The sequence below is a fragment of the Methylocystis sp. IM3 genome (genome assembly GCF_038070105.1).
Classification (GTDB): domain Bacteria; phylum Pseudomonadota; class Alphaproteobacteria; order Rhizobiales; family Beijerinckiaceae; genus Methylocystis.
In genome coordinates this window covers 3,418,346-3,439,349 of the sequence record NZ_JBBPBZ010000002.1, presented here as the reverse complement: position 1 = coordinate 3,439,349, position 21,004 = coordinate 3,418,346, and the positions used below count along the sequence as shown (strand labels likewise).

Annotated in this window: 20 protein-coding genes and 1 pseudogene; 11 read left to right on the top strand and 10 right to left on the bottom strand. The window is 68.6% G+C overall.

Annotation, left to right across the window (positions count from 1 at the left end; all coding sequences use genetic code 11):
* Window positions 1-4: 4 nt before the first annotated feature.
* From WOC76_RS18775 to WOC76_RS18765, 3 genes are read right to left on the bottom strand one after another with little or no spacing between them, the layout of a single operon-like run.
* Window positions 5-1,003, bottom strand: coding sequence for a 5-oxoprolinase subunit C family protein (locus WOC76_RS18775; RefSeq protein ID WP_341104623.1), 999 nt, complete (start codon window positions 1,001-1,003; stop codon window positions 5-7).
* On the bottom strand, window positions 1,000-1,731 hold the full coding sequence (locus tag WOC76_RS18770) for a 5-oxoprolinase subunit B family protein (RefSeq protein WP_341104624.1): 732 nt from the start codon (window positions 1,729-1,731) through the stop codon (window positions 1,000-1,002). Before WOC76_RS18770 ends, WOC76_RS18775 begins: the two co-directional genes overlap by 4 nt.
* A 1-nt stretch (window position 1,732) precedes the next feature.
* Entirely contained in the window at window positions 1,733-2,509 is a 777-nt protein-coding gene (locus WOC76_RS18765) for a LamB/YcsF family protein (protein ID WP_341104625.1), read from the bottom strand.
* A gap of 127 nt (window positions 2,510-2,636) precedes the next feature.
* On the opposite strand from WOC76_RS18765, the gene WOC76_RS18760 reads away from it, so the two are divergent.
* Window positions 2,637-3,044, top strand: coding sequence for a hypothetical protein (locus WOC76_RS18760; RefSeq protein ID WP_341104626.1), 408 nt, complete (start codon window positions 2,637-2,639; stop codon window positions 3,042-3,044).
* A 39-nt stretch (window positions 3,045-3,083) separates the two neighbouring features.
* On the opposite strand, the gene leuB is transcribed toward WOC76_RS18760, so the two are convergent.
* Window positions 3,084-4,193, bottom strand: a complete 1,110-nt coding sequence (gene leuB, locus WOC76_RS18755) for a 3-isopropylmalate dehydrogenase (protein WP_341104627.1) — start codon at window positions 4,191-4,193, stop codon at window positions 3,084-3,086.
* A 246-nt stretch (window positions 4,194-4,439) separates the two neighbouring features.
* On the opposite strand from leuB, the gene WOC76_RS18750 reads away from it, so the two are divergent.
* The 4 genes from WOC76_RS18750 (at window position 4,440) to WOC76_RS18735 (ending at window position 7,580) form a co-directional block, all read left to right on the top strand.
* Window positions 4,440-4,907 (top strand): hypothetical protein, encoded by a 468-nt coding sequence (locus WOC76_RS18750; RefSeq protein WP_341104628.1) that lies wholly within the window; start codon window positions 4,440-4,442, stop codon window positions 4,905-4,907.
* Window positions 4,908-5,095: 188 nt separating this feature from the next.
* The gene (secG, locus tag WOC76_RS18745; RefSeq protein WP_341104629.1) at window positions 5,096-5,701 is read left to right on the top strand and encodes a preprotein translocase subunit SecG; all 606 of its coding nucleotides are present in this window, start codon (window positions 5,096-5,098) and stop codon (window positions 5,699-5,701) included.
* A gap of 109 nt (window positions 5,702-5,810) precedes the next feature.
* On the top strand, window positions 5,811-7,439 hold the full coding sequence (locus WOC76_RS18740) for a CTP synthase (protein WP_341104631.1): 1,629 nt from the start codon (window positions 5,811-5,813) through the stop codon (window positions 7,437-7,439).
* A gap of 3 nt (window positions 7,440-7,442) precedes the next feature.
* Window positions 7,443-7,580: a type II toxin-antitoxin system PemK/MazF family toxin gene (locus WOC76_RS18735; protein ID WP_445730604.1), complete on the top strand. Its 138-nt coding sequence runs from the start codon at window positions 7,443-7,445 to the stop codon at window positions 7,578-7,580.
* A 22-nt stretch (window positions 7,581-7,602) separates the two neighbouring features.
* Here the strand turns inward: WOC76_RS18735 and WOC76_RS18730 are convergent, their stop codons facing one another.
* Complete coding sequence (locus tag WOC76_RS18730) at window positions 7,603-10,272, bottom strand: PAS domain-containing sensor histidine kinase (protein WP_341104633.1); 2,670 nt, start codon at window positions 10,270-10,272, stop codon at window positions 7,603-7,605.
* A gap of 270 nt (window positions 10,273-10,542) precedes the next feature.
* Between WOC76_RS18730 and WOC76_RS18725 the strand changes: the two genes are divergently transcribed.
* Together WOC76_RS18725 and WOC76_RS18720 are read left to right on the top strand one after the other, a co-directional pair.
* On the top strand, window positions 10,543-10,902 hold the full coding sequence (locus WOC76_RS18725) for a phasin (protein ID WP_341104634.1): 360 nt from the start codon (window positions 10,543-10,545) through the stop codon (window positions 10,900-10,902).
* 40 nt (window positions 10,903-10,942) lie between these two features.
* On the top strand, window positions 10,943-11,431 hold the full coding sequence (locus WOC76_RS18720; RefSeq protein ID WP_341104636.1) for a phasin family protein: 489 nt from the start codon (window positions 10,943-10,945) through the stop codon (window positions 11,429-11,431).
* Between the two features lie 65 nt (window positions 11,432-11,496).
* On the opposite strand, the gene WOC76_RS18715 is transcribed toward WOC76_RS18720, so the two are convergent.
* A complete protein-coding gene (locus WOC76_RS18715; RefSeq protein WP_341104637.1) occupies window positions 11,497-12,339 on the bottom strand; it encodes a shikimate dehydrogenase in 843 nt (280 codons plus the stop codon).
* Window positions 12,340-12,433: 94 nt separating this feature from the next.
* Here WOC76_RS18715 and WOC76_RS18710 point away from each other — a divergent pair, with 94 nt between their 5' ends.
* A complete protein-coding gene (locus tag WOC76_RS18710; RefSeq protein ID WP_341104638.1) occupies window positions 12,434-12,835 on the top strand; it encodes a hypothetical protein in 402 nt (133 codons plus the stop codon).
* Here WOC76_RS18710 and bioB read toward each other — a convergent pair.
* On the bottom strand, window positions 12,813-13,772 hold the full coding sequence (gene bioB / locus WOC76_RS18705; protein WP_341431532.1) for a biotin synthase BioB: 960 nt from the start codon (window positions 13,770-13,772) through the stop codon (window positions 12,813-12,815). The two genes, WOC76_RS18710 and bioB, sit on opposite strands and share 23 nt — an antisense overlap.
* A complete protein-coding gene (locus WOC76_RS18700; protein ID WP_341104641.1) occupies window positions 13,769-14,257 on the bottom strand; it encodes a PTS sugar transporter subunit IIA in 489 nt (162 codons plus the stop codon). The genes bioB and WOC76_RS18700 overlap by 4 nt, the downstream gene beginning before the upstream one ends.
* Before the next feature lie 183 nt (window positions 14,258-14,440).
* On the opposite strand from WOC76_RS18700, the gene WOC76_RS18695 reads away from it, so the two are divergent.
* Both WOC76_RS18695 and ppc read left to right on the top strand, forming a co-directional pair.
* Window positions 14,441-14,725, top strand: coding sequence for a hypothetical protein (locus WOC76_RS18695; protein ID WP_341104642.1), 285 nt, complete (start codon window positions 14,441-14,443; stop codon window positions 14,723-14,725).
* A gap of 114 nt (window positions 14,726-14,839) precedes the next feature.
* Window positions 14,840-17,641 (top strand): phosphoenolpyruvate carboxylase, encoded by a 2,802-nt coding sequence (gene ppc / locus WOC76_RS18690; RefSeq protein WP_341104644.1) that lies wholly within the window; start codon window positions 14,840-14,842, stop codon window positions 17,639-17,641.
* A gap of 24 nt (window positions 17,642-17,665) precedes the next feature.
* On the opposite strand, the pseudogene WOC76_RS18685 reads toward ppc, so the two are convergent.
* Window positions 17,666-19,161 (bottom strand): annotated as a pseudogene (locus WOC76_RS18685) (putative bifunctional diguanylate cyclase/phosphodiesterase).
* Window positions 19,162-19,628: 467 nt separating this feature from the next.
* Between WOC76_RS18685 and WOC76_RS18680 the strand changes: the two are divergent.
* Entirely contained in the window at window positions 19,629-19,964 is a 336-nt protein-coding gene (locus tag WOC76_RS18680; RefSeq protein WP_341104646.1) for a rhodanese-like domain-containing protein, read from the top strand.
* A 15-nt stretch (window positions 19,965-19,979) separates the two neighbouring features.
* Here the strand turns inward: WOC76_RS18680 and dgcA are convergent, their stop codons facing one another.
* Entirely contained in the window at window positions 19,980-20,963 is a 984-nt protein-coding gene (gene dgcA / locus WOC76_RS18675) for an N-acetyl-D-Glu racemase DgcA (RefSeq protein WP_341389883.1), read from the bottom strand.
* Window positions 20,964-21,004: the final 41 nt, after the last annotated feature.

The window sequence follows — 21,004 nt, the reverse complement described above, 5'->3', positions numbered from 1 at the left end:
GGGCCTAATCCCGCGCGCTCACCACGCCGCCGATGAGATTTTCGGCCAGAAGCATCTCGGCGGAGAGTTCGGCGGCGAGGGGCGTCACAAGCGCCCCCGCCGCCATTTCCTTTTTCAGCGCGGCCCGCGCCGCGACCGCCGCCGCCCAGTCGACCGCGCGAAACCGCAGCGTCTCGCCCGGCCGACGCTGCGCCATGCGGCCGAGATCCGCCCCGATGACGGTCGCGATCTTGGGATAGCCGCCGGTCGGCTGGCGGTCGGCCATCAGCACGAAGGGCGCGCCGGAGCCCGGAACCTGTATGGCCCCCATGGCGGCGCCGTCCGAGACGATGTCGTGGCCGCGCGCATGGGCCAGTCGAGGCCCCTCCAGCGCATAGGCCATGCGGTCGCTGCGGGCGCCGACCCGCCACTCGGCCCCGAGCAGGGCCTCTATCGAGGCTTGGGGGAAATAATCGTCCTGCGGCCCGAGCATCACGCGGATCGGCGCGTCGCCGCCCGTCAGCCAGGGCGCAACGAGCCGCTGCGGAGCAGCCGGGGCGGGCGCGATATCGGAGAACGGCAGCGCGTCGCCGGCCGAAAGGGGCTTGGGTCCGATCCCCGAACGCGCATGCGTCGCGCGCGAGCCGAGCGCGAGGGGAAGGTCGATGCGCGCGCCGACGGCGACATAGCACCACGCGCCGCCGGTCCCGGCGCGGATCGACAGCCGCGCGCCGGGGGCGAGCGGGAACAGCGTCGCGGCGGGGAGCCTCATGCCGTCGAGCCTGACATCGAAGCCGCCGCCCGCGACCGCGACGGCGAGCGTCGCGCCCTCCGCCTCGAACTCGACGCCGCCGAGAGAGACTTCGAGCGCCGTCGCCGCCGCCACGGCGCGCGTCGCGGTCAGAAAGGCCGGCGGATCCATCGGCCCCGCCGGCGTCACGCCGAAGCGCGAATAGCCGAAGCGGCCGGCGTCCTGCACCGTGACGCTCGGGCCCGCGGCATGGACGAGGAGCCGCGCCTTCATGGAGAGGCCTCGCGCCGGGCGATCGTCTCGCCAGCTGCCGCGCGCGCGTCGAGCGCGGCGAAGGTCGCCGCGTCAACGGGCTCGAAGCGGATCGCGTCGCCTGGCGCGGCCAGAAAGGGCGGGTCTCGCCGCAAGGAAAACAGCCGTTCCGGCGTGCGGCCGACGACATACCAGCCGGTCAGCATGGGATCGGCGCCGATGAGAGACAGGCCGCCGCCGATCAGCACGGCGCCCGGCGGCGTCGCCCCGCGCGGCGCCAGGCGGCGCGGCAAGGCGAGCGCGTCGGGCAGGCCGCCGAGATAGCACCAGCCTGGCGCGAAGCCATACATATAGGCGCGGTAGCGGGCGCCGGCATGGGCGGCGGCCAGCGCCGGCGCCGAGAGGCCGAGCAGCGCCGCCGCCTCGCAAATGTCCTCGGCGAGCGCGGGGTCGTAGCAGCAGGGAACGATCCAGCCCAGGCCCTCGCCTTTCGGGCGTCGCGCCGTCCCGATGGCGGAGAGGCGCGCGTCGATCCAGCCGATCAGCGCGGCGCGCGAAATCTCGAGCGGCTCATAATGGACGAGCAGCGAGCGATAGGTCGGCGTCGTCTCCCGCACGCCGGGGGGCGGCGCGTCGCGAAAAGCCTCCTCGAGGGCGAGCACGCGGGCGTTGACCTCGGGATCGACGGCGTCGCCGAATTCGACCGTGAGCGCCGTTTCGCCCTGATCGAGATAGCGGGGCCGATCCATCTCACGGCCCCGCGAAGGCCGCGAGCGCATAACCATCCGCTTCCAGCCCCGCGCGCAGGCGCCGCGCCATCTCGACCGCATGGGCCGTATCGCCATGCACACAGATCGAGTCGATCGGCGTCGGCAGGCGCTTTCCGGAAATGGTGACGAGGGCTCCCTCGGCCAGCATGACGCGGACCCGCGCCAGCGCCGCGTCGGGGTCCGTCAGCACGGCCCCCGGCTCGCGGCGCGGCTGAAGCCCGCCGTCGTCCACATAGGCGCGGTCGGCGAAAATCTCGTGGGCGACCCTCAACCCCGCGCGCTCGCCGGCGGGCGCCTGTTCGGACAGCGCGATGGCGAGCAGGATGAGGGAGCGATCGACGGCGCGCGTCGCCCGCGCCAGCGCGTCGGCGACCTCGACGCTTTTCTCCGCAATATTCGCGAGCGCGCCATGCGCCTTCACATAGGCGATGCGGACGCCCGCGAGCGCCGCGAGCCCCATGGCCGCGCCGATCTGATAGGCGACGGCGCGTTCGATTTCCGCCGCCGTCATGGGCAGGGGCCGGCGCCCGAAGCCGACGAGGTCGGGGAAGGCCACATGGGCGCCGACCGCGACGCCTTTCTCGCATGCGAGCGCAAAGGTCTTCGCCATGATGTCGGGGTCGCCCGCGTGAAAGCCGCAGGCGACATTGGCGCTCGTGACGATGCTAAGCATGGCCGCGTCGTCGCCCATGCGCCAGGGGCCGAAGCCCTCTCCCAGATCGGCGTTGAGATCGATGGTTCTGGCGGCGCGAGTCATGACCTCATCCTAGAGCGATCGCGCCCCGCTGACACCCTTACGGGAGCATGCCGGCGGGGCGACACAGTGGCAGGCGCCAGCGGGCGCGCTAGGTTTCGCCGGGAGGCCTGATCCGAAGGAGGCGGCCATGGCCGGCGTCGCGCTCGTTCTGCTCTATTTCGCCCTTGCGGCGCTCGCCGCCGCGCTCATCATGCAGCCGGACCGCTACGCCGTCCGGCGCAGGGTTTCCGTCGCCGCTGATGCGCGCCGGGTCTTCGCGCGCGCCGCCGATCCCGCCGCCTGGACGCCGCTCGGCGCCGCCGCGCTCGTCGAGGCCGAGCCGGGCGCGCGGGTCGTCCTGAAGCTCATGAACGGCGGCGCCGAGAGCCTCGCGACCGTCTCGCTCGTCTCCGAGGGCGCGCAAACGCGCGTCGATTGCGTGGTCGCCGGACGCAACGGCCTCCTCGACAAGGCGCGCAATCTTCTGGGCTTCCGCGAGAAGACGCTCGGGCCGAAGATAGAACAGGCGCTCGCCGGCCTCGCGGCGAACGCCTGAAGATGGCTGGCCGGGACGCGCCCGGCCTCGCCGCGCCGACTATCCCAGAATGGTCTTCAGCTCCGCGACGATGGCGTCGCCCATCTCTCGCGTCGAGATGAAAGAGGGCGCGTCGCCCTTGATGTCGGCGGTGCGCAGGCCCTTCTCCAGCACGCCGGAGATGGCGGCGTCGATGGCGTCGGCGGCCTTGGCGTTGTCGAAGGAATAGCGCATCGCCATGCCGAGCGAGCCGATCATGGCGATCGGATTGGCGACCCCCTTGCCGGCGATGTCCGGCGCCGAGCCGTGGCAGGGCTCGTACATTGCCTTGCGCTTGCCATTCGCGTCGGCCGCGCCGAGCGAGGCGGAGGGCAACATGCCGAGCGAGCCGGTGAGCATGGCGGCTTCGTCCGACAGCATGTCGCCGAAGAGATTGTCGGTCACCACCACGTCGAACTGCTTGGGCCAGCGCACGAGCTGCATGGCGAGCGCGTCGGCGAGCATGTGCTCGAGCTGAACGTCGGCGTATTCGCGCTTGTGCAGGGCGGTGATCACCTCGCGCCACAGATAGCCCGAACGCATGACATTCGCCTTCTCGGACGAGGTGACCTTGTTGCGGCGCTTGCGCGCGAGCTCGAAGGCGACGCGGCCGATGCGCTCGATCTCATGGGTCGTATAGACCTGCGTGTCGACGGCGCGCTTCTCGCCGTTTTCGAGCGTGACGATTTCCTTCGGCTCGCCGAAATAGACGCCGCCCGTCAGTTCGCGCACGATCATGATGTCGAGGCCATCGACGAGGTCGCGCTTGAGCGACGACGCGTCGGCGAGCGCCGGATAGCAGATCGCCGGACGCAGATTGGCGAAGAGGGCGAGGTCCTTGCGCAGACGCAGGAGTCCGGCCTCCGGACGCTTGTCATAGGGCACGCCGTCCCATTTCGGCCCGCCGACGGCGGCGAGCAGCACGGCGTCCGCCGCCTGCGCGAGCTTCATGTCGCCTTCGCTGATCGCGACGCCATGCGCGTCATAGGCGGCGCCGCCGACCAGGCCGCGCTCGATTTCGAATTTGGCGACGCCCGCCCGACCCAGGAAGTCGATCACCTTCTCGGCTTCGGCGGAGATTTCCGGACCGATGCCGTCGCCGGGCAGGAGCAGGATCTTGTAGGCGGACATGAAACCCTCTTTTTTGCGTGCGGGAAAAGTCAAAAGCGTCAATAGAGCGGCGGGTCGCCCCGCGCAACATCGCGGGCGCCCGGCGCCTGCGGCCGTGCGACAATTCGCGCGGCTCCTTTCCCTTGCTCGAAACGGCGAAGCCGTGCAGCTTGAAAAATGTCAAGGAACAAGGAAATTGCGGGCTCCGAGTCGCGGCCGCGAAAAGAGCCGGGATCGCGCGCAATTCCAAGAGGAGACGCTGCAACCATGAATATTCTCAAGATCGGCGCGCTGGCCATGTTCGCAGCCCTTGCCGGAGCGGCGCCCGCCAAGGCCTTCTGCCTCATCAACTGCGAGCCGAAGCCCGAAGACGCGCGCAAGGTTTTCGAAAACCTGATCAAGAAGAAGTTCGACGAGAACGCCGTGATCGACAAGTTCGACGTCACGCGGTTCTGGCCGCTCGACGTCGAGGGCGCGGGCCACGCCGGCTACGAGTTCTATTTCACCGCCAGTGTGCGCTTCCCGAAGGGCGCCAATCTGGAGTGCAAGCCGGAGGGCGGCGCGCCGAAGCCCGGCTGCTCGGACAATACGACCTACTTCTCGACCACGATCCAGAACCAGATGGTCAAGGACAAGCAGTATATCGAGCCGGGCAAGGTCATCGAATTCAAGGACGAGACCCGCTTCGATCAGGAAGGCGGCAAGTGGAAGGGCCAGGACGGCAATCTCTACTGAGTCGCAGCGCGCGGCTTTACGCAGGGCGGGCCGTCGCGGGCCCGCTTTTTTCATGAGCCGGTCGCAATCGCCGTCAGGGTCGCCACGTCGCCCCTTCCTTGCGCGTCCCGCTTGGTGTAGAAGCCCGCGCAGGGATTTGGCGTCGAGCTTGGCTTCGGCCGGGGCTCCGCTAGGGAAGAAGGTCGAAAATGCAGCAGGTCATTATCGCGATCCACCTGATGGTGGTGACGGCGCTCGTCGTTCTCGTGCTGTATCAGAAGTCCGAGGGCGGCGCGCTCGGCATGGGCGGCAGCGGCGTCTTCACGGGCCGCGGCCAGGCCAACGCCCTGACCCGCGCGACCGGCATTCTCGCGACGATCTTCTTCATCACCAGCATCGCCCTGACCGTGCTGCCGGCCTGGCAGCGTCACGCCGAGGGCGGCGACGACTGGACCAAGGCCATCGATCAGGGCGACATCAAGCTCAAGGAGCTGAAGCCCGGCGAGAAGGCGCCCGAAGCCGGCAAGGATTCGATCTTCGACCAGCTCCAGCGCGCCCAGCAGAAGCGCCAGCAGGGCGCCGCTGCGCCCGCACCCGCGGGCGAGGCCCCGAAGGCCGACGCGCCGCAGGCGCAACCTGTGATCGAGGCGCCCAAGATCGAGGCTCCCAAGTCGGAAGCGGCACCCGCCGCCGAGGCGCCCAAGAGCGAAGCTCCGAAGACCGAGGCGCCGGCCGCCGAGGCTCCGAAGGCGGAATCAGCGCCGGCCCCCGCTCAGCCCGCGCCGGCGACCCAGTGGAAGTCCCCCGCGCAATAAGCGCGGGCCCCTCCCTTTCCACACCTTTGGCGACGCGCTGGGGAAGGGTTCTTCTCCGGCGCATTAAACGCTATCCAAATCCATAGAAAGGCGTTAGGCGTTAAGCCCCATGGCGCGCTACATCTTCATCACCGGCGGCGTGGTTTCCTCACTTGGCAAGGGTCTCGCGTCGGCGGTTCTCGGCGCGCTCCTGCAGGCGCGCGGCTATACCGTCCGGCTCCGCAAGCTCGACCCCTATCTCAACATCGATCCGGGGACCATGTCCCCCTATCAGCACGGCGAAGTCTTCGTCACCGACGATGGGGCCGAGACCGATCTCGACCTCGGCCATTACGAGCGCTTCACCGGCCGCCCGGCGACCCGGCAGGACAATGTCACCACCGGCCGCATTTATCAGGACATCATCAACAAGGAGCGGCGCGGCGACTATCTCGGCGCGACGATCCAGGTCATTCCGCATGTGACGAACGCCATCAAGGAGTTCGTGCTCGAGGGCAATGACAACGTCGATTTCGCGCTGATCGAGATCGGCGGCACGGTGGGCGACATCGAGGGTCTCCCCTTCTTCGAGGCGATCCGCCAGCTCAAGAACGACCTGCCGCCGCACCACTGCATCTATATTCACCTGACGCTGCTGCCCTTCATTCCGAGCGCCGGCGAGCTGAAGACCAAGCCCACGCAGCATTCGGTGAAGGAGCTGCGCTCCATCGGCATTCAGCCCGACATTCTGCTCTGCCGCACCGACCGCGAGATTCCACGCGAGGAGCGCCGCAAGCTCGGCCTCTTCTGCAATGTCCGCGAGCAGGCGGTGATCGAGGCGCGCGACGCCGCGAACATCTACGACGTGCCGCGCGCCTATCACGCGGCGGGCCTCGACGCGCAGGTGCTCGCGGCCTTTGGCATCGAGCCGGCGCCCAAGCCCGACATGAGCCGCTGGAGCGCGGTCACGCAGCGCATCGCCAATCCGGAAGGCGAGGTGACGATCGCCGTCGTCGGCAAATATACGGAGATGAAGGACGCCTATAAGAGCCTCATCGAGGCGCTGGCGCATGGCGGCATAGCGAACCGCGTGAAGGTCAACCTCGACTGGATCGAGGCGGAGATTTTCGAGGGCGGCGATCCGGCCGCGCATCTCGAACATGTGCACGGCATCATGGTGCCGGGCGGCTTCGGCCAGCGCGGAGCCGAGGGCAAGATCCTCGCCGCCCGCTTCGCGCGCGAGCGCAAGGTCCCCTATTTCGGCATCTGCTTCGGCATGCAGATGGCGGTGATCGAGGCGGCGCGCGCCCTCGCCGGGATTGACGCGGCCAATTCGACCGAATTCGGCCCCTGCGCAGAGCCGGTCGTCGGTCTGATGACCGAATGGCTGAAGGGCAACGAACTCGAAAAGCGCGCGGCGGACGGCAATCTGGGCGGCACCATGCGCCTCGGCGCCTATCCGGCGCTGCTCGCGCCGGGCTCCCGCATCGCCGGCATTTATGGCGCAACGCAAATCTCCGAGCGCCACCGCCATCGCTACGAGGTCAATGTCTCCTATCGCGAAAGGCTCGAGGCCTGCGGCTTGCTTTTCGCCGGAACCTCGCCCGACGGCCTGCTGCCGGAGACGGTCGAAATCCCGGATCACCCCTGGTTCATCGGCGTGCAATATCACCCGGAGCTGAAGTCACGGCCGTTCGAACCGCATCCGTTGTTTGCGAGCTTCATCGCGGCGGCGAAGGCGCAGAGCCGGCTGGTGTAAGGCATGCAGACGACCGGCGTCGTCCGCTGCGACCAACCACGTGCGCTCGACCTTGCGTCACGATCCGGCCGCAAGCTCGAAAGCGCGCCGCCGGATATCGTCCAAGAGGTGCTGGCGAAGTTGGCGGCAATCCTGGAGTGACGCTGCGCGGCGGCGCGTTCCCTCACTCCGCCGCCAGCACCTGCGGCGGCGGGAAGGCGATCTCGATCAGCGTGCCTTCGTTCTTGCGGCTTCGGATCGTGAAGCTCGCCTGATTGGCCTCGATCAACGCCTTGGTCAGCGGCAGGCCGAGGCCGGTGCCGGGCCGCTTGTGCGAAATCGGCACCTGTTTGAAGGGCTCCAGCGCCGTCTGCACCTCTTCCTCGCTCATGCCGATGCCGGTGTCCTTCACGCGGATGACGACATGGCCCGAGTCGGTGAGCGCGCTCGAGACGATCACCTGACCGCCCGGCTCGTTGAACTTCACGGCGTTGGAGAGAAGATTGAGCAGGATCTGCTTCAAGGAGCGCGCGTCAGCGCGCACTGGCGGCAGGCGGTCTGAAAGCGACAGGCGCATCACGATGCGCGCCTTGTTGGCCTGCGTCTGCATGATCGAGGCGCATTCCGTGATGACGCCATTGGCGTCCACCCGGTCGAACTCCAATTCCATCTTGCCCGCCTCGATCTTCGAAAGGTCGAGAAGATCGTTGACGAGCGAGAGCACATGCTCGCCCGAGGCGTGCATGTCCCGGACATATTCCTTGTAACGCTCCGAGCCGATCGGCCCGAGCCGCTCCTGCATCATGACTTCCGCGAAGCCGAGAATGGCGTTGAGCGGCGTCCGGATCTCGTGGCTGACGCGGGCGAGGAATTCCGACTTGGCGGCGTTCGCCTGCTCCGCCGCGTCGCGCGCCGCCCGCAGCGCGTCGGCGCGCGCGTCCGCCGCGTCCTCGCGCAGGGTCAGGCAGGGTTTTTGCGCGGCGCCGAGACGGCGCAGCGTCGCCTCGAAGACCCTGCCGCCGAGCCGCTCGGACAGGCGCAGCGCGGCGCCTGTCTCGCCGGCGCGGGAGAAGGCGCCGGCGAGCGTGCGCGTATCCTCCGGCGAGAACAGCGAGGTGAGCGGCAGGCCGTCGAAGGCGCCTTTTTCGCCCTCGAACAGCGCGGCGAAGGCGCCCGTGGCGCTCTCGATGCGGCCCTCCTCGCTCACCACGGCGACGGCGGTGCCGCTCGCCTCCAGAATGCCGCGCAGCAGGCTGTTGTCGGCCCTCAGGCGGGCGAGCTTGTCGTCGAGTTCGCGGGCGAGCGCCAGCGCGCTTTCATCCGGGCCGGGCAGGCGGTTTCGGTTGCGGCGCAGGGTCACGAGCGTCGCCGGGCCGCCATCCCAGTCGACGCTTTGCAGATGCACGTCGACGTCGAGCGCCTCGCCGTCGCTCGACTGCACCGCCGCGGCCCGCGCGCCAGCGTCGCCCGGCGGCCGGCCGAAGAACATGCGGGCGAGGCCGCCATCGGCCTCGAAGGCGGCGGCGTCGGGATAGCCCAGATAATCGAGCAGCGTGCGATTGGCGAAGAGCGTACGGGCTCCCCGCGCGATCAATACGCCAACCGGCAGGCGATCGAGAACGCCAGAGGCGACGGAGGACGGCGGAACTGGCCCGGCGGGGCCTATCTCTCCGCCCTCTGGCGCGCCGGCGCGATCGGCCTCCTCCAGCGCCGCGTCGGCTGGCGCCGCGCCGCTCTCCGCGAGCGATTCAAGCGCGGCGTCCACGGCCAGCGGCATGTCCCCGCCCTTCAGGGCGCGAGCGATTTCCTCGAAATTCAGACGCTCGATTCGCGACAGCGATTCGGCCTGGGCGTCAACTTGCGCCTCCGGCTCCTCCCGGTGGATGGCGATCGGCCGCAGCGGTACGACATTGTCGGCCGCATAGGCCTGCGCCGGCGAAGGCTCCGGCGCTGACTCCGGCCTTGACTCGGCCGGCGTCCGCGCCGCCGGGGGCCTCGGGGCGGCGGCTGCAATGAAGGCCCGATCGAGATGAATGACGCCATAGCCCTGAAAGCCGGCGAAGCGGCGGTCTGCGTCCGATATCGGCAGGCCGCCGAGCGTGACCGGGGCGCGCGTGGCCTCGTCGAGCGGCCAATCGACCGAAAGGCCGGACCAGCTCTTCTCCGACGCGACCGCTGACGCGACCGCCGGGTCGAGCGCGAAATCCGAAACGACCTCCTCGACCGTCCGGCCGATAATCTCGGCCCTCGCGGCGCCTGCGACATCGGCGAGCACATGCGTCACGTCGACGAAGCGGCCGGCCGCGTCCGTCTTCCACAGGAAGCGGGGCGCGCGGCCGCCGTGGCGCCCGATGAGGCGCTCACGCAGCGCGCGCTCCGCGTCCGGCGCCGCGAGCGGCTCGCAGGGCGGGGCCTCCGATGCATCGGACCGGGCCCCCGCCTCTTGCGCCGGAGCGACGGCAGGCCGGACGCCGAGCGCGGCGAGGACCAGCAAGTCAGGTGCATCGGGCGTCGAGAGTTTGCGGCAGAGGAGCGTGACGGTCTGCGGCGACCGGCCGAAATCGAAGCGCAGGCGCTCGAGCCGCAGCGCCGCGCCCCGGCGGACCGATTCGACGAGTTCGGCGAGCCGCCTGGCGCTGGGCTCGGCGCCCGAAAACAGGCGCGCGGCCACCGCCGCGCGGTCGGCTCCGAAAATGGCGCGGGCCGAATCATTCAGATGGACGATCTCGAGCGGATCTCCCCATGCCGCGAGAATGGGCGCGCCGGACCCGTCCAGCGCCGAAAATGCAGGATCGGCCGCGATACGGCTGGCGGCGAGAACGCTTGCTTCGACCTCTGCCTGCGAAGAGCCCATGACGCTGGCTCGCCTTTGCGACGGGGAACACGCGCTCGCGCCAGACCCGCTTCTCTCGGAGCGAATTCAAGTTTGAGCTTAACGCAAACTTAAACCCTTGCCGCGCCCCGGTCCATCGGCGGCGCCTGCTTTACAGTCATTTTTTTGATACGATTCTAGGTTCCATACTGCATTGCACAATTAATGTTGCAACGCAGCAAAAAATGGACCATAGTGTGCGTGACGGCTTGGCCCACCCGCCAGCCGACGCATGAATAAAGGAGACGTTCCATGGTTGATCAGATCTATCAGGTTCCCACCGAAGTCCGCGATTTCGCGGAGAAGAGCGTCGAGCAGGCGCGCAAGGCCTTCGAAGGTTTCGCCGGCGCTGCGCAGAAGGCGCTGACCTCCACGACCGACCTGCCCATCGTGCCGCCGGGCGCGAAGGATGTCGGCGCCAAGGCCTTCTCGTACGCGGAAGCCAACGTGAACGCGGCCTTCGATCTTGCGCAGAAGCTCGTGAAGGCCAAGGATCCGCAGGAAGTTTTTCAGCTTCAGGCCGAGTTCGTGAAGTCGCAGTTCGAGGCCATTCAGGAGCAGACCAAGGAGCTCGGCGCCGCGATCCAGCGCTCCGCGACTCTGAAGTCCTGATCCCACTTTCATTCATCCGCAACATTTGAGGAGCGGGAAGATGGCGACGAAAAGCAGAGCTGACAAAAGCATCCCCCTCGACGTCGGGCAGGCGGCCCCTGCCGAGGCGCCGGAGGAGGCGCGCGCCGAGATTCCCGCCGAGCCGGCGTTTGCGCAATCCGCGTCCGAGCCGGCGCCTGCTCCCCTGCCGGAGCCGGAGATTGTCGACATCGTCTCGACTCCGCTCGCGGTCATCGAGGAAGCGGCCGAATCCTCCGCCGAGTCCTTCTCCGCTTCGTTTGACTTCCACACATCGGTCTGGACGAAGAAATCCTTCGAGCTCTGGGCCGAGAACGCCGCGGCGTTCCTCGAATTCGCCGAGCATGTGGCCCGGGCGAAAAGCTTCGAGGAAGCGGTCGATCTCCAGTCGCGCTTTGCGGCCGGACGCTTCGAGGCCTTCATCCGTCAGTCGCAGGAGTTGATGGAGATCGCCAGGGACATGGCGAGCTTCGCCGCCGCTCCGCTTTGCGACGCGCGCAAGGCCGCCTGAGCGGCAGATAAGAATTTTCGCTGTTTGGCGGGCGCCGGCGGCCATTGGGCCGCTGGCGCTTTTTTTCAGAGCGTTGCGACGATCGCCGCCCGCAGCTCGGGCGTCACTTCCGGCATGACGCCCGTCCAGTCCCGAAAGGCCGGCCGCGCCTGATGCAGCAGCATCCCCAGGCCGTCGACCGGCGTTGCGCCTCTGGCGCGGGCCTCCGCGAGCAGCGGCGTCTCGAGCGGGGCGTAGACGATGTCCGCGACGACCGCCGAGGCGGGAAGCGCCGCCAGCGAGAGATCGAGCGGCTCCTGGCCGACCATGCCCTGGCTCGTCGTATTGACGAGCAGCGCCGCGCCGGCGAGCGCAGCGTGGCGGTCGTCCCAGTCATGGGCCGAAACCGGCGCGCCGAAATCCTGCGCCAGCCGATCGGCGCGCGCACGGGTGCGGTTGAAGAGGCGGATGTCGCGGGCCCCCGCGTCGATCAACCCCGAGACGATCGCCCGCGCGCCACCGCCCGCGCCGATGACGACGCAGGGGCCGGCGTCGGCCTGCCACTCCGGCGCGGCTTCGCGGAGCGAGGCGACGAAGCCATAGCCGTCATAATTATGGCCGATCAGCGCGCCAGCCTTGTCCACGACGATGCAGTTGACGGCGCCGATGCGCCGCGCCGCCGGGTCGATGTCGTCGAGAAAGGGGAGCGCGGCTTCCTTGTGCGGGATGGTGAGGTTGCAGCCGGAAAAGCCGAGCGCCGGCAGCGCGCGCAGGGCGGTTTCGAGCCGTCCCGGCTCCACGGGCAGCGGAACGTAGCACCCCTCGATGGAATGGCGCGCAAACCAGTAATTGTGGATTCTGGGGCTGCGCGAATGGGCGATGGGCCAGCCCATGACGCCGGCGAGGATGAATTTTTGACGGTGGCTCACGGGTGTCTCGCGTTTTTTTTAGTCATTCGTTGTGAAAAAATTCTACCATATGTCAACCGCGAGCGCGGGCGTTTCCGGAGGAGGCGACAAGGGAATGAATGCGGCGACGAACCGGCGGCTGGACGCGCTTCTCGAAGATGCGGAGCAGTCCATCGCCGCCCATTGGGAGCGCTGCCGGGATAGCGGCGTGGCCGGCGCGACGACGGAGGCGACCGGGCGCGTCGATGATCGCGTCCGCGCCTATTTCGGCGAGCTGAAGGCGCTGCCCCCGCGCGTCCCCGAGGGAAGGATCGTCGAGGCGCTGACGCGCCTCTTCGACGATCTGATGCGACTGGACGAAGAGACCGGCGGCGGCCTCCTCGAAGAGGCCGAGCGCGATCTGTTGCAGCCCCTGATCCTCAACGCCGCCGAGACGGCGGGGCTCGATCCGCATAAATTCCCCCGCCGGGAGCCCGGTGGGCGTCGGCTCGATTTCAGCGTGGCGCGAGCGCGGTGAAGAGCGCGTCGTCCTCGTTCACGCCGGCGTTGTTCGTGGTGAGCAGCTTCTCGCCATAGAAGATGGAGTTCGCGCCCGCGACGAGGCAGAGAATCTGCGCCTCGCGGGTAAGGAAGGAGCGGCCCGCCGAGAGGCGCACCCGCGCGCGCGGCATGACGATGCGGGTGACGGCGATCATGCGCACGAGATCGAGCGGATCGACCTTTTCGCGCTCGGCGAGCGGGGTTCCTTCCACAGCGACCAGCGTATTGATCGGCACGCTCTCGGGATGCGGGTCGAAGCCCGCGAGAACCTGCAACATGCCGGCGCGGTCGCGCACGCTTTCGCCCATGCCGATGATGCCGCCGCAGCACATTTCGAGCCCCGCGCCGCGCACCGCCTTCAGCGTGTCGAGGCGATCCTGATAGGTGCGGGTCGAGATGATGTCGCCGTAGAATTCGGGGCCGGTGTCGAGATTGTGGTTGTAGGCGGTGAGTCCCGCCTCGACGAGGCGGCTCGCCTGCGACTCGTCGATCATGCCGAGCGTGACGCAGGCCTCCATGCCGAGTTCGCGCACGCCGCGCACCATCTCGACCACCGCGTCGAAACGCTTGTCCTTCGGGGCCGAGCGCCAGGCCGCGCCCATGCAGAAGCGGTCGGCGCCGGCCTCCCTCGCCGTCCTCGCGGCAGCGAGCACGTCCTGCGTCGAGAGGAGATCGACGCGATCGAGCTTCACCTCGCGGTGATGCGCCGACTGCGGGCAATAGGAGCAATCCTCGGGGCAGCCGCCGGTCTTGATGGAGAGAAGCGCCGCCTTCTGCACGTCGTTGACGTCATGATAGCGGCGATGCATGGCGTTGGCGCGCGCGATCAGATCGAGAAGGGGCAGGTCGTGGATGGCGACGATCTCGTCGACCGTCCAGTCGTGGCGGATGTCGAAGTCGGCCGGGGCGTTCATTGCGCGGCTCCTTTGCGGTCTCGCGAGCGCGCGGCGAGCTTGCGCGCGGGCGCGGCCGTCTCCGCGCCGGCCTTGCCGCCGAGCACCGTCATATAGGCCACATAGAGGGCCACCGCCACGTCGAAGCCGACGGTCGCCATGACGAAGGGCGCGGGCGCGAACGCCTGGCCGGCGCCGAAGTAATGTTCATAGAGCGTCCAGACCGGATGCAGGGCGAAGCCCGCGACCACGAACCAGGGCGAGCCGACGATCGACATGCCGGCGAGCGTGCCGAAAACGGCGACGGCGGTCATCTCGAAGCCGACCCAGGTCTCGTAGTTCTCGGCGCGGATGGCGAAGCCCACGTAAAGGAAGCAGACCGCGATGAGCGCATAGGACGCAAGCAGCGCCGGCCGCGTCTTCGACCAGCGCGAAAGGACGATGAGGCCGATGGCGAAGAGAACTCCGAGCCCCGCGAAGAGGGCGATTTCCATAGTGTCGAGCATGGCGTGACCGATTGGCGCGCGACGGGCGCGGGCGATTGACGTTTGCTGGCCGCGCAAGGTCTATAAGGGGGGCGGGGGTTTCGAACAAGGGGCGGTCGTTCGAGGCGGGCGCTCGAGGCGGGCGCTTGCCAAAGCGGCGCCGACGCCGCACAGTCGGCCTGTCTCAGAGCCAGGGGCCGCCGGATGAAGATCCTCGCTTCCGCATTCGCTTTCGTCATTCTTGCCTGCGCTCCGGCCTTCGCAGTCAACACCTGGGCGGGCAACACGGCCGAGGACATGGCCGAGGAGCAGGGCGCCTGCGCGGTCGACTCGGGCCGTTTCTGCGGCGGCAACACGGTCTTCATCTTCGAGATGGAGAACTGCCTCAAGCGTCACATCCGGCAACTGGCGCCGGCTTGTCGCCAGGAGCTGACGCCGACCGATTTCAGGAAATATCACGACGAGGAATTCGACCCCTTCGATCCGTGAGCGTCGGGCGCGGCGCCGGTCTTGTATGAGGCCCTGAGTCGTAAACGCGGCCCCGGCCTGCTATAGGCTGCGGCGCGCCGCGAGGGGCGGGGCGTTCGAATTCAAGGGTTCATCATGCAGCTCGACGCACAGACGAAGGAAGCGGCGGCTCAGGCTCAGAGTCCGGCGGAGCCGGAGGCGCGCGGCGACCTGCCGCTCAACGAGGACATCCGCCTTCTCGGCCGCCTGCTCGGCGACGCCGTGCGCGAGCAGGAAGGCGATGAGGCCTTCGAGCGCATCGAGACGATCCGCCGCCTCTCCGTGGCGGCGAGCCGCAACAAGGATCAGGACGCCGCGGTCAAGCTCGACGCGCTATTACGCTCGCTCACCGCCAAGGAGGCGACGGCGGTGATCCGCGCCTTCAGCTATTTCTCGCATCTGGCGAACATCGCCGAGGATCTGCATCCGCTGAAGGAACGGGCGCGGGCGCTCGCGGCGGGCGGGGTTCTCGACGAGCCGAGCCTCACGCGCTCCTTCTCGCATCTTCGCAAGGCGGCCATCGGCCCCGGCAAGATCGCGGCCGCCCTGTCGCGCGGCTGGATTTCCCCCGTCTTGACCGCCCATCCGACGGAAGTGCGCCGCAAGAGCCTGCTCGACACCGAGCGCGCCATCTTCACCTTGCTCGCCCAGCGCGAGCACATGAAGAGCAAGGCCGAGCGCGCCCAGAACGAAGCTCAGCTGCGCGCCCGCGTCATGCAATTGTGGCAGACCGAGCTTTTGCGCGAGTCGCGGCTCACCGTGCGCGACGAGATCGAAAACTCGCTGAGCTATTACCGCTCGACCTTCCTGCGCGAGATTCCGAAGCTCTACGGCGAGATCGAGGCGAAGCTCGACGGCCTGCGCGTGCCGCCCTTCCTGCGCATGGGCGCCTGGGTCGGCGGCGACCGCGACGGCAATCCGAACGTGACGGCCGACTCGCTTGCGACGGCGCTGCGCATGCAGTGCGAGACGGCGCTGCGCCATTATCTCGTCGAGGTGCACGAACTCGGCGCGGAGCTCTCGATCTCGCGGCGTTATGGCGGCGCCACGCGGGCGCTGGAGGAGCTCGCCCAGCGTTCGGGCGACGACAATCCGCACCGCGACAACGAGCCCTATCGGCGCGCGCTGATCGGCGTCTATTCGCGCCTCGCCGGCACGCTGGAAAAGCTCACCAGCGGGCAGGCGATGCGCCACGCCGTCGCGCCGGGCGCGCCTTACGCCAATTCCTGGGCGCTGCTCGCCGATCTCGTCACGATCGACGAATCGCTGCGCATCCATCACAGCGACGTCATCGCCTCGCAGCGTCTCGAGCCGCTCATTCGCGCGGTGGAGGTCTTCGGCTTCCATCTCGCCACACTCGATCTGCGCCAGAGTTCGGATCGCCACGAGGAGACGATCTCCGAGCTCCTCGCCGCCGCCCGCGTCGCCGAGGATTACGCGGCGCTCGCCGAAGTCGAGAAGCAGCAATTGCTCATGCGGCTCCTCTCCGATCCGCGTCCCGTGCGCCTGCCGGAGAAGGTCTACAGCGACCGCACGATGAGCGAGCTCGCGATCTTCGAGCGCGCCGTGGAGATGCGCCGCCTCTATGGCGACGAAGCGATCCGCCATTACATCGTCAGCCATACGGAGACGGTGAGCGATCTTCTCGAAGTGCTGCTGCTGCAGAAGGAATGCGGCCTGATGCGCGGCACGCTCGATCCGCGCGACGCGGAGGCCGTGGCCGCCGATCTCATCATCGTGCCGCTCTTCGAGACCATCGGCGACCTGCGCAACGCCGCGCCGATCATGCGCGCCTTCTACGCCTTGCCCGGCATTCAGCGGCTCGTCGTCAATTCCGGCGCGCAGCAGGACATCATGCTGGGCTATTCGGACAGCAACAAGGACGGCGGCATTCTCACGAGCATCTGGGAGCTCTACCGCGCCTCGACGGCGCTCGCCGACTTCTTCGCCTCCATGCCCAATATCGCCATGCGGCTCTTCCATGGCCGCGGCGGCACGGTCGGGCGCGGCGGCGGCCCGAGCTACGACGCCATTCTCGCCCAGCCGCCCGGCACGGTGAACGGGCAGATCAGACTGACCGAGCAGGGCGAAGTGATCGCGGCGAAATACGCCAATCCGCAGATCGGCCACGTCAATCTCGAGCTGCTGGTCGCCGCGACGCTGGAGGCGACGCTCCTGTCTCAGCACAAGGCGCCGCCGCCGGAGTTTCTGGAGATCGCCGACGAGCTGTCGCGCGCCGGCATGGCGGCCTATCGCGGACTCGTCTACGAGACCGAGGGCTTCGTCGATTATTACTTCGCCTCGACGCCGATCGCCGAAATCGCCTCGCTCAACATCGGCTCGCGGCCCGCGTCGCGCAAACCCTCGCGCAAGATCGAGGATCTGCGCGCGATTCCCTGGAGCTTCTCCTGGGCGCAGGCGCGCGTGGCGCTGCCGGGCTGGTTCGGCTTCGGCTCGGCCATCGCCGGCTATCTCTCGGCGGATGAAAAGCCGCGGCTCGATCTGCTCCGCCGCATGGCGCGCGAATGGCCGTTCTTTCGCTCGCTTCTTTCCAACATCGACATGATCCTGTCGAAGACGGACCTCGAAATTGCCCGGCGCTACGCCGATCTCGTCGAGGATCGCGCGCTGGCCGAGCGCATCTTCGCCATGATCGAGGCCGAGCACGCGCGCTCGGTCGCGGCGCTGGAGAAGATACTCGGCACCAGGGAGCGGCTCGCCGACAATCCGACGCTGGCGCGCTCGATCAGGCACCGCTTCCCCTATATTGCGCCGCTCAACTACATTCAGGCCGAACTCATCCGCCGCCACCGCGCCGGCATGACCGACGCCGAGATTCGCGAGGGCATTCTCATGTCCATCAACGGCGTCTCGGCGGGCCTGCGCAATACGGGCTGACCGCCCGCGGGTCGGGGCCTCGGGTCAGGGCGTCGCCGGGGCGGCGCCCTGACGGCTGATCCCCGCCGGCGCCGCCTCGGCCCAGCCGTAGAGCGCGCCCTGGAAATAGTCGACGCCCCAGTCGCGCAGGATGCGCGCCGTGGCGTCGTCCTCCACCCATTCCGCGACGACCTTCAGCGACAGGTGCCTGGCGAGGTCGATCAGCGTCTTTACGAAGAAACGGTCGTCCGCCGAGGTCGCGATATTGCGGATGAAGGCGCCGTCGATCTTGACCATCTCGAAGGCGAGATCGCGCAGATTGCGGAAAGAGGTGTGGCCGGCGCCGAAATCGTCCATCGCGACCCTCACGCCAATGCTCTTGCAGGCCGCGATGCGCGCCCGCGTGGTTTCGAAATCCTCGATCATCGCCGTCTCGGTGATCTCGATGATGAGGCGGCCTTTCAGGCCGGGGTTGGCGGCGGCCGCCTGGGCCAGACGCTCGGGCCACTCCGGATCGAGCACTGTATTGATCGAGCAGTTGACGGAGACCCGCAGATCGGGGTCGGCCGCGAGCCGGTCGAGCGCCAGCTCCAGCACCCGCTGGTCGAGGAGCGGCGCGAGGCCGGCCTTTCGGCGACCGGCAACAGGGTCGCGGGCGAGATCGCGACGCCGTCGGGCAGGCGTAGGCGCAACAGCGCCTCGTGAAAGGCGACCTCGCCCGAGGCCGCGTCGACGATCGGCTGAAAGGCGAGCTCGACGCGCCTGTCGCTCAGCGCGGACACGATATTGTCGGCGACGCGAAGCGCCCTCAGCCGCGCGTCCTTGCGGGCGAGAGAGGCGGTGTAGGCGACGTAGCGGCTGTCGGCCCCCTGACGCGCGAGGTCGAGCGCCTCTTCGGCGCGGCGAAACAGCGCCTCGGGACTGCGCCCCTCCCGCGGCCCGACGACCCCGCCGATCCGGATGGTCGCGGGGATCGGTCCGGCCGAGGTCTCGAAGAGCGCATCCTTCACCACGTCGATGAGGCGATGGGCGGCCGAATGCGCCTCCTCCGTGTCGCAGTCCTCGAGCAGCAGCGCCAGCTTGTTGGCCGCGTGGCGGCCGACCACATCGGTGGCGCGGACGTTTTCACGCAGGCGCCGCGCCAGCCCGGCGATCACCTCGTCGCCCGCCTGATAGCCATAGGTGCGGTTGATGGCGAAGAGATTGTCGAGCGCCGCGAGCAGCACGACGAACGGCTTGCGGTTGGGCTCGACGCGCTGGAGGGCGCCGGTCAGACGGTCGGCGAACTGGGCGCGCTGGAGCGCGCCGGTGAGCGGATCGATCTGCGCGCCGAGCGCCAGCCTGCGCTCCGCTTCATGGCGCTGGGTGACGATCCGCAGCACGCCATGGGCATGGGCGGGCCTGCCGTCGGCCCCGGCGAACCAGCGGCCTGTGTCCTCGACCCAGACGACGGGCGCCGGCCCCTCCTCGCGCGGCGCCTTGAGGCCATAGACGATCTGATAGGCGACGCCGGCGCCCTCGTCCTTCTCGGTCGAGCGCATGACGGCGTCCTCGCGCGAGGTCGCGCTCTCGCGGGCGACGAGCGCGCCATAGGCGGCGCCGCGGTCCATGTCGGCGGTCCCGATGGGCCCCAGCGTCTCCAGGCGGTTCGGCCCCCAGCTCAGCCGGTCGGCGGCGATGTCCCAGAGATAGACCAGCTCGCCGATGGACGGGAGGATGAGGCTCGGGTCGGGCGCGGGAAGAGCCGTCCCCGCGGGTCGCGCCTCCGGCGCCGCGGGCGCCCCTTGCGGACTGCGACTGGCGAGATGGCGTAACTGCATTCTAGAAGCCTTCAGCTCGGCATGAGCGCGCTCACTGTCGCGGCCAAACGTAAATGCGCGGTTTCCTCCCGCTCCGAGACATGGCGCGAGCCGCTCTGGGCGGGACTGGCGCGCGCCGCTCTGGACGGAACTGGCGCGCGCGTGCGAATGAAATGGCTGACCGAAAAAACCCTTGGAGTGATCAGCCCATGGACGCCTCCGCCTTCAACGACATCGGCCTCGACGCCCTCAAGGCGGGGCTCGCGAACGGCTCCATCCTTCTCGTCGACGTGCGGGAGGCGGAAGAATATGCGGCCGGCCATATCGCGGGGGCGCTGTTCAACCCGCTGTCGCAGTTCGATCCCGCGAAGCTGCCGGTCGCGGCAGAGGGGCGGAAGGTGGTGATCTATTGCCGTTCGGGGCGCCGGTCGGTGACGGCCATGGAGCAGGCGCGGCTCGCCGGGCGGCGCGACGCCGACACCCATTTCGGCGGCGGCATCCTGGCCTGGCTCGAAGCCGGCGAACCGGTCATCCAGGGCATGTGATCGAGCCTGAGGCGGTCAGCCCCAGAGCGCGGGAGGCGGCGGCGTCAGGGTCGAGCCCTCATAGACGAGGCCGGGCTCGCGGTCCTTCTCGAGCAGCAGCGGGCCGTCGAGGTCCACGAAAGCCGCCATCTGGCCGATGAGCGCCGCGGGCGCCATGGCGAGAGAGGTGCCGACCATGCAGCCGGCCATGATCTCGAAGCCCATGGCCTGCGCCGCGCGCGCCATGGCGAGCGCCTCGGTCAGCCCTCCGGCCTTGTCGAGCTTGATGTTGACCGCATCGTAGCGGCCGCGCAGCGGCTCGAGCGACTGGGCGTCATGGACGCTTTCGTCGGCGCAGATCGGGATCGGGCGGGCGATTCGCGCCAGCATCTCGTCCCGGCCGGCGGGCAGGGGCTGTTCGACGAGCGCGACGCCGTAGCGGGCGCAGGCGTCGAGCTGGCCGGGGAGCGTCTCTTCGCGCCAGGCCTCGTTGGCGTCGACGATCAGCCGCGCATGGGGCGCCCCCTCCCGCACGGCGGCGAGGCGGGCGTCGTCGCCCTCGCCGGCGAGCTTCACTTTCAGAAGCGGCCGGTCGGCGGCCTTCATCGCGGCGGCGCGCATCTCCTCGGGCGTCCCCACCGACAGCGTATAGGCGGTCGTCAGCGGAACGAGGCGCGCAAAACCCGCCGTGAGATAGGCGCGCCGCCCGCTCGTCTTGGCTTCGAGATCCCACAGGGCGCAGTCGAGCGCGTTGCGCGCCGCGCCCGGAGGCAGCAGGCGCTGGAGCGCCATCCGCCCCGCGCCCGATTCGATCTCGCTGCGAACGCTTTCGATCTGCGCCACGACGCTTTCGACGCTCTCGCCGTAGCGGGCGTAAGGCACGCATTCGCCGCGTCCGACAGCGTCGCCGGCCCGAAGCGCGGCGACGACGACCCGCGCTTCGGTCTTGGCGCCGCGGGAGATGACGAATCGCCCGGCGATGGGAAAAGCCTCGACGGCCAGGACAAGCTCGATGCGCAAATGTATCGCTCCGCGTTCTTCAGCCACGATTTATCACGCTT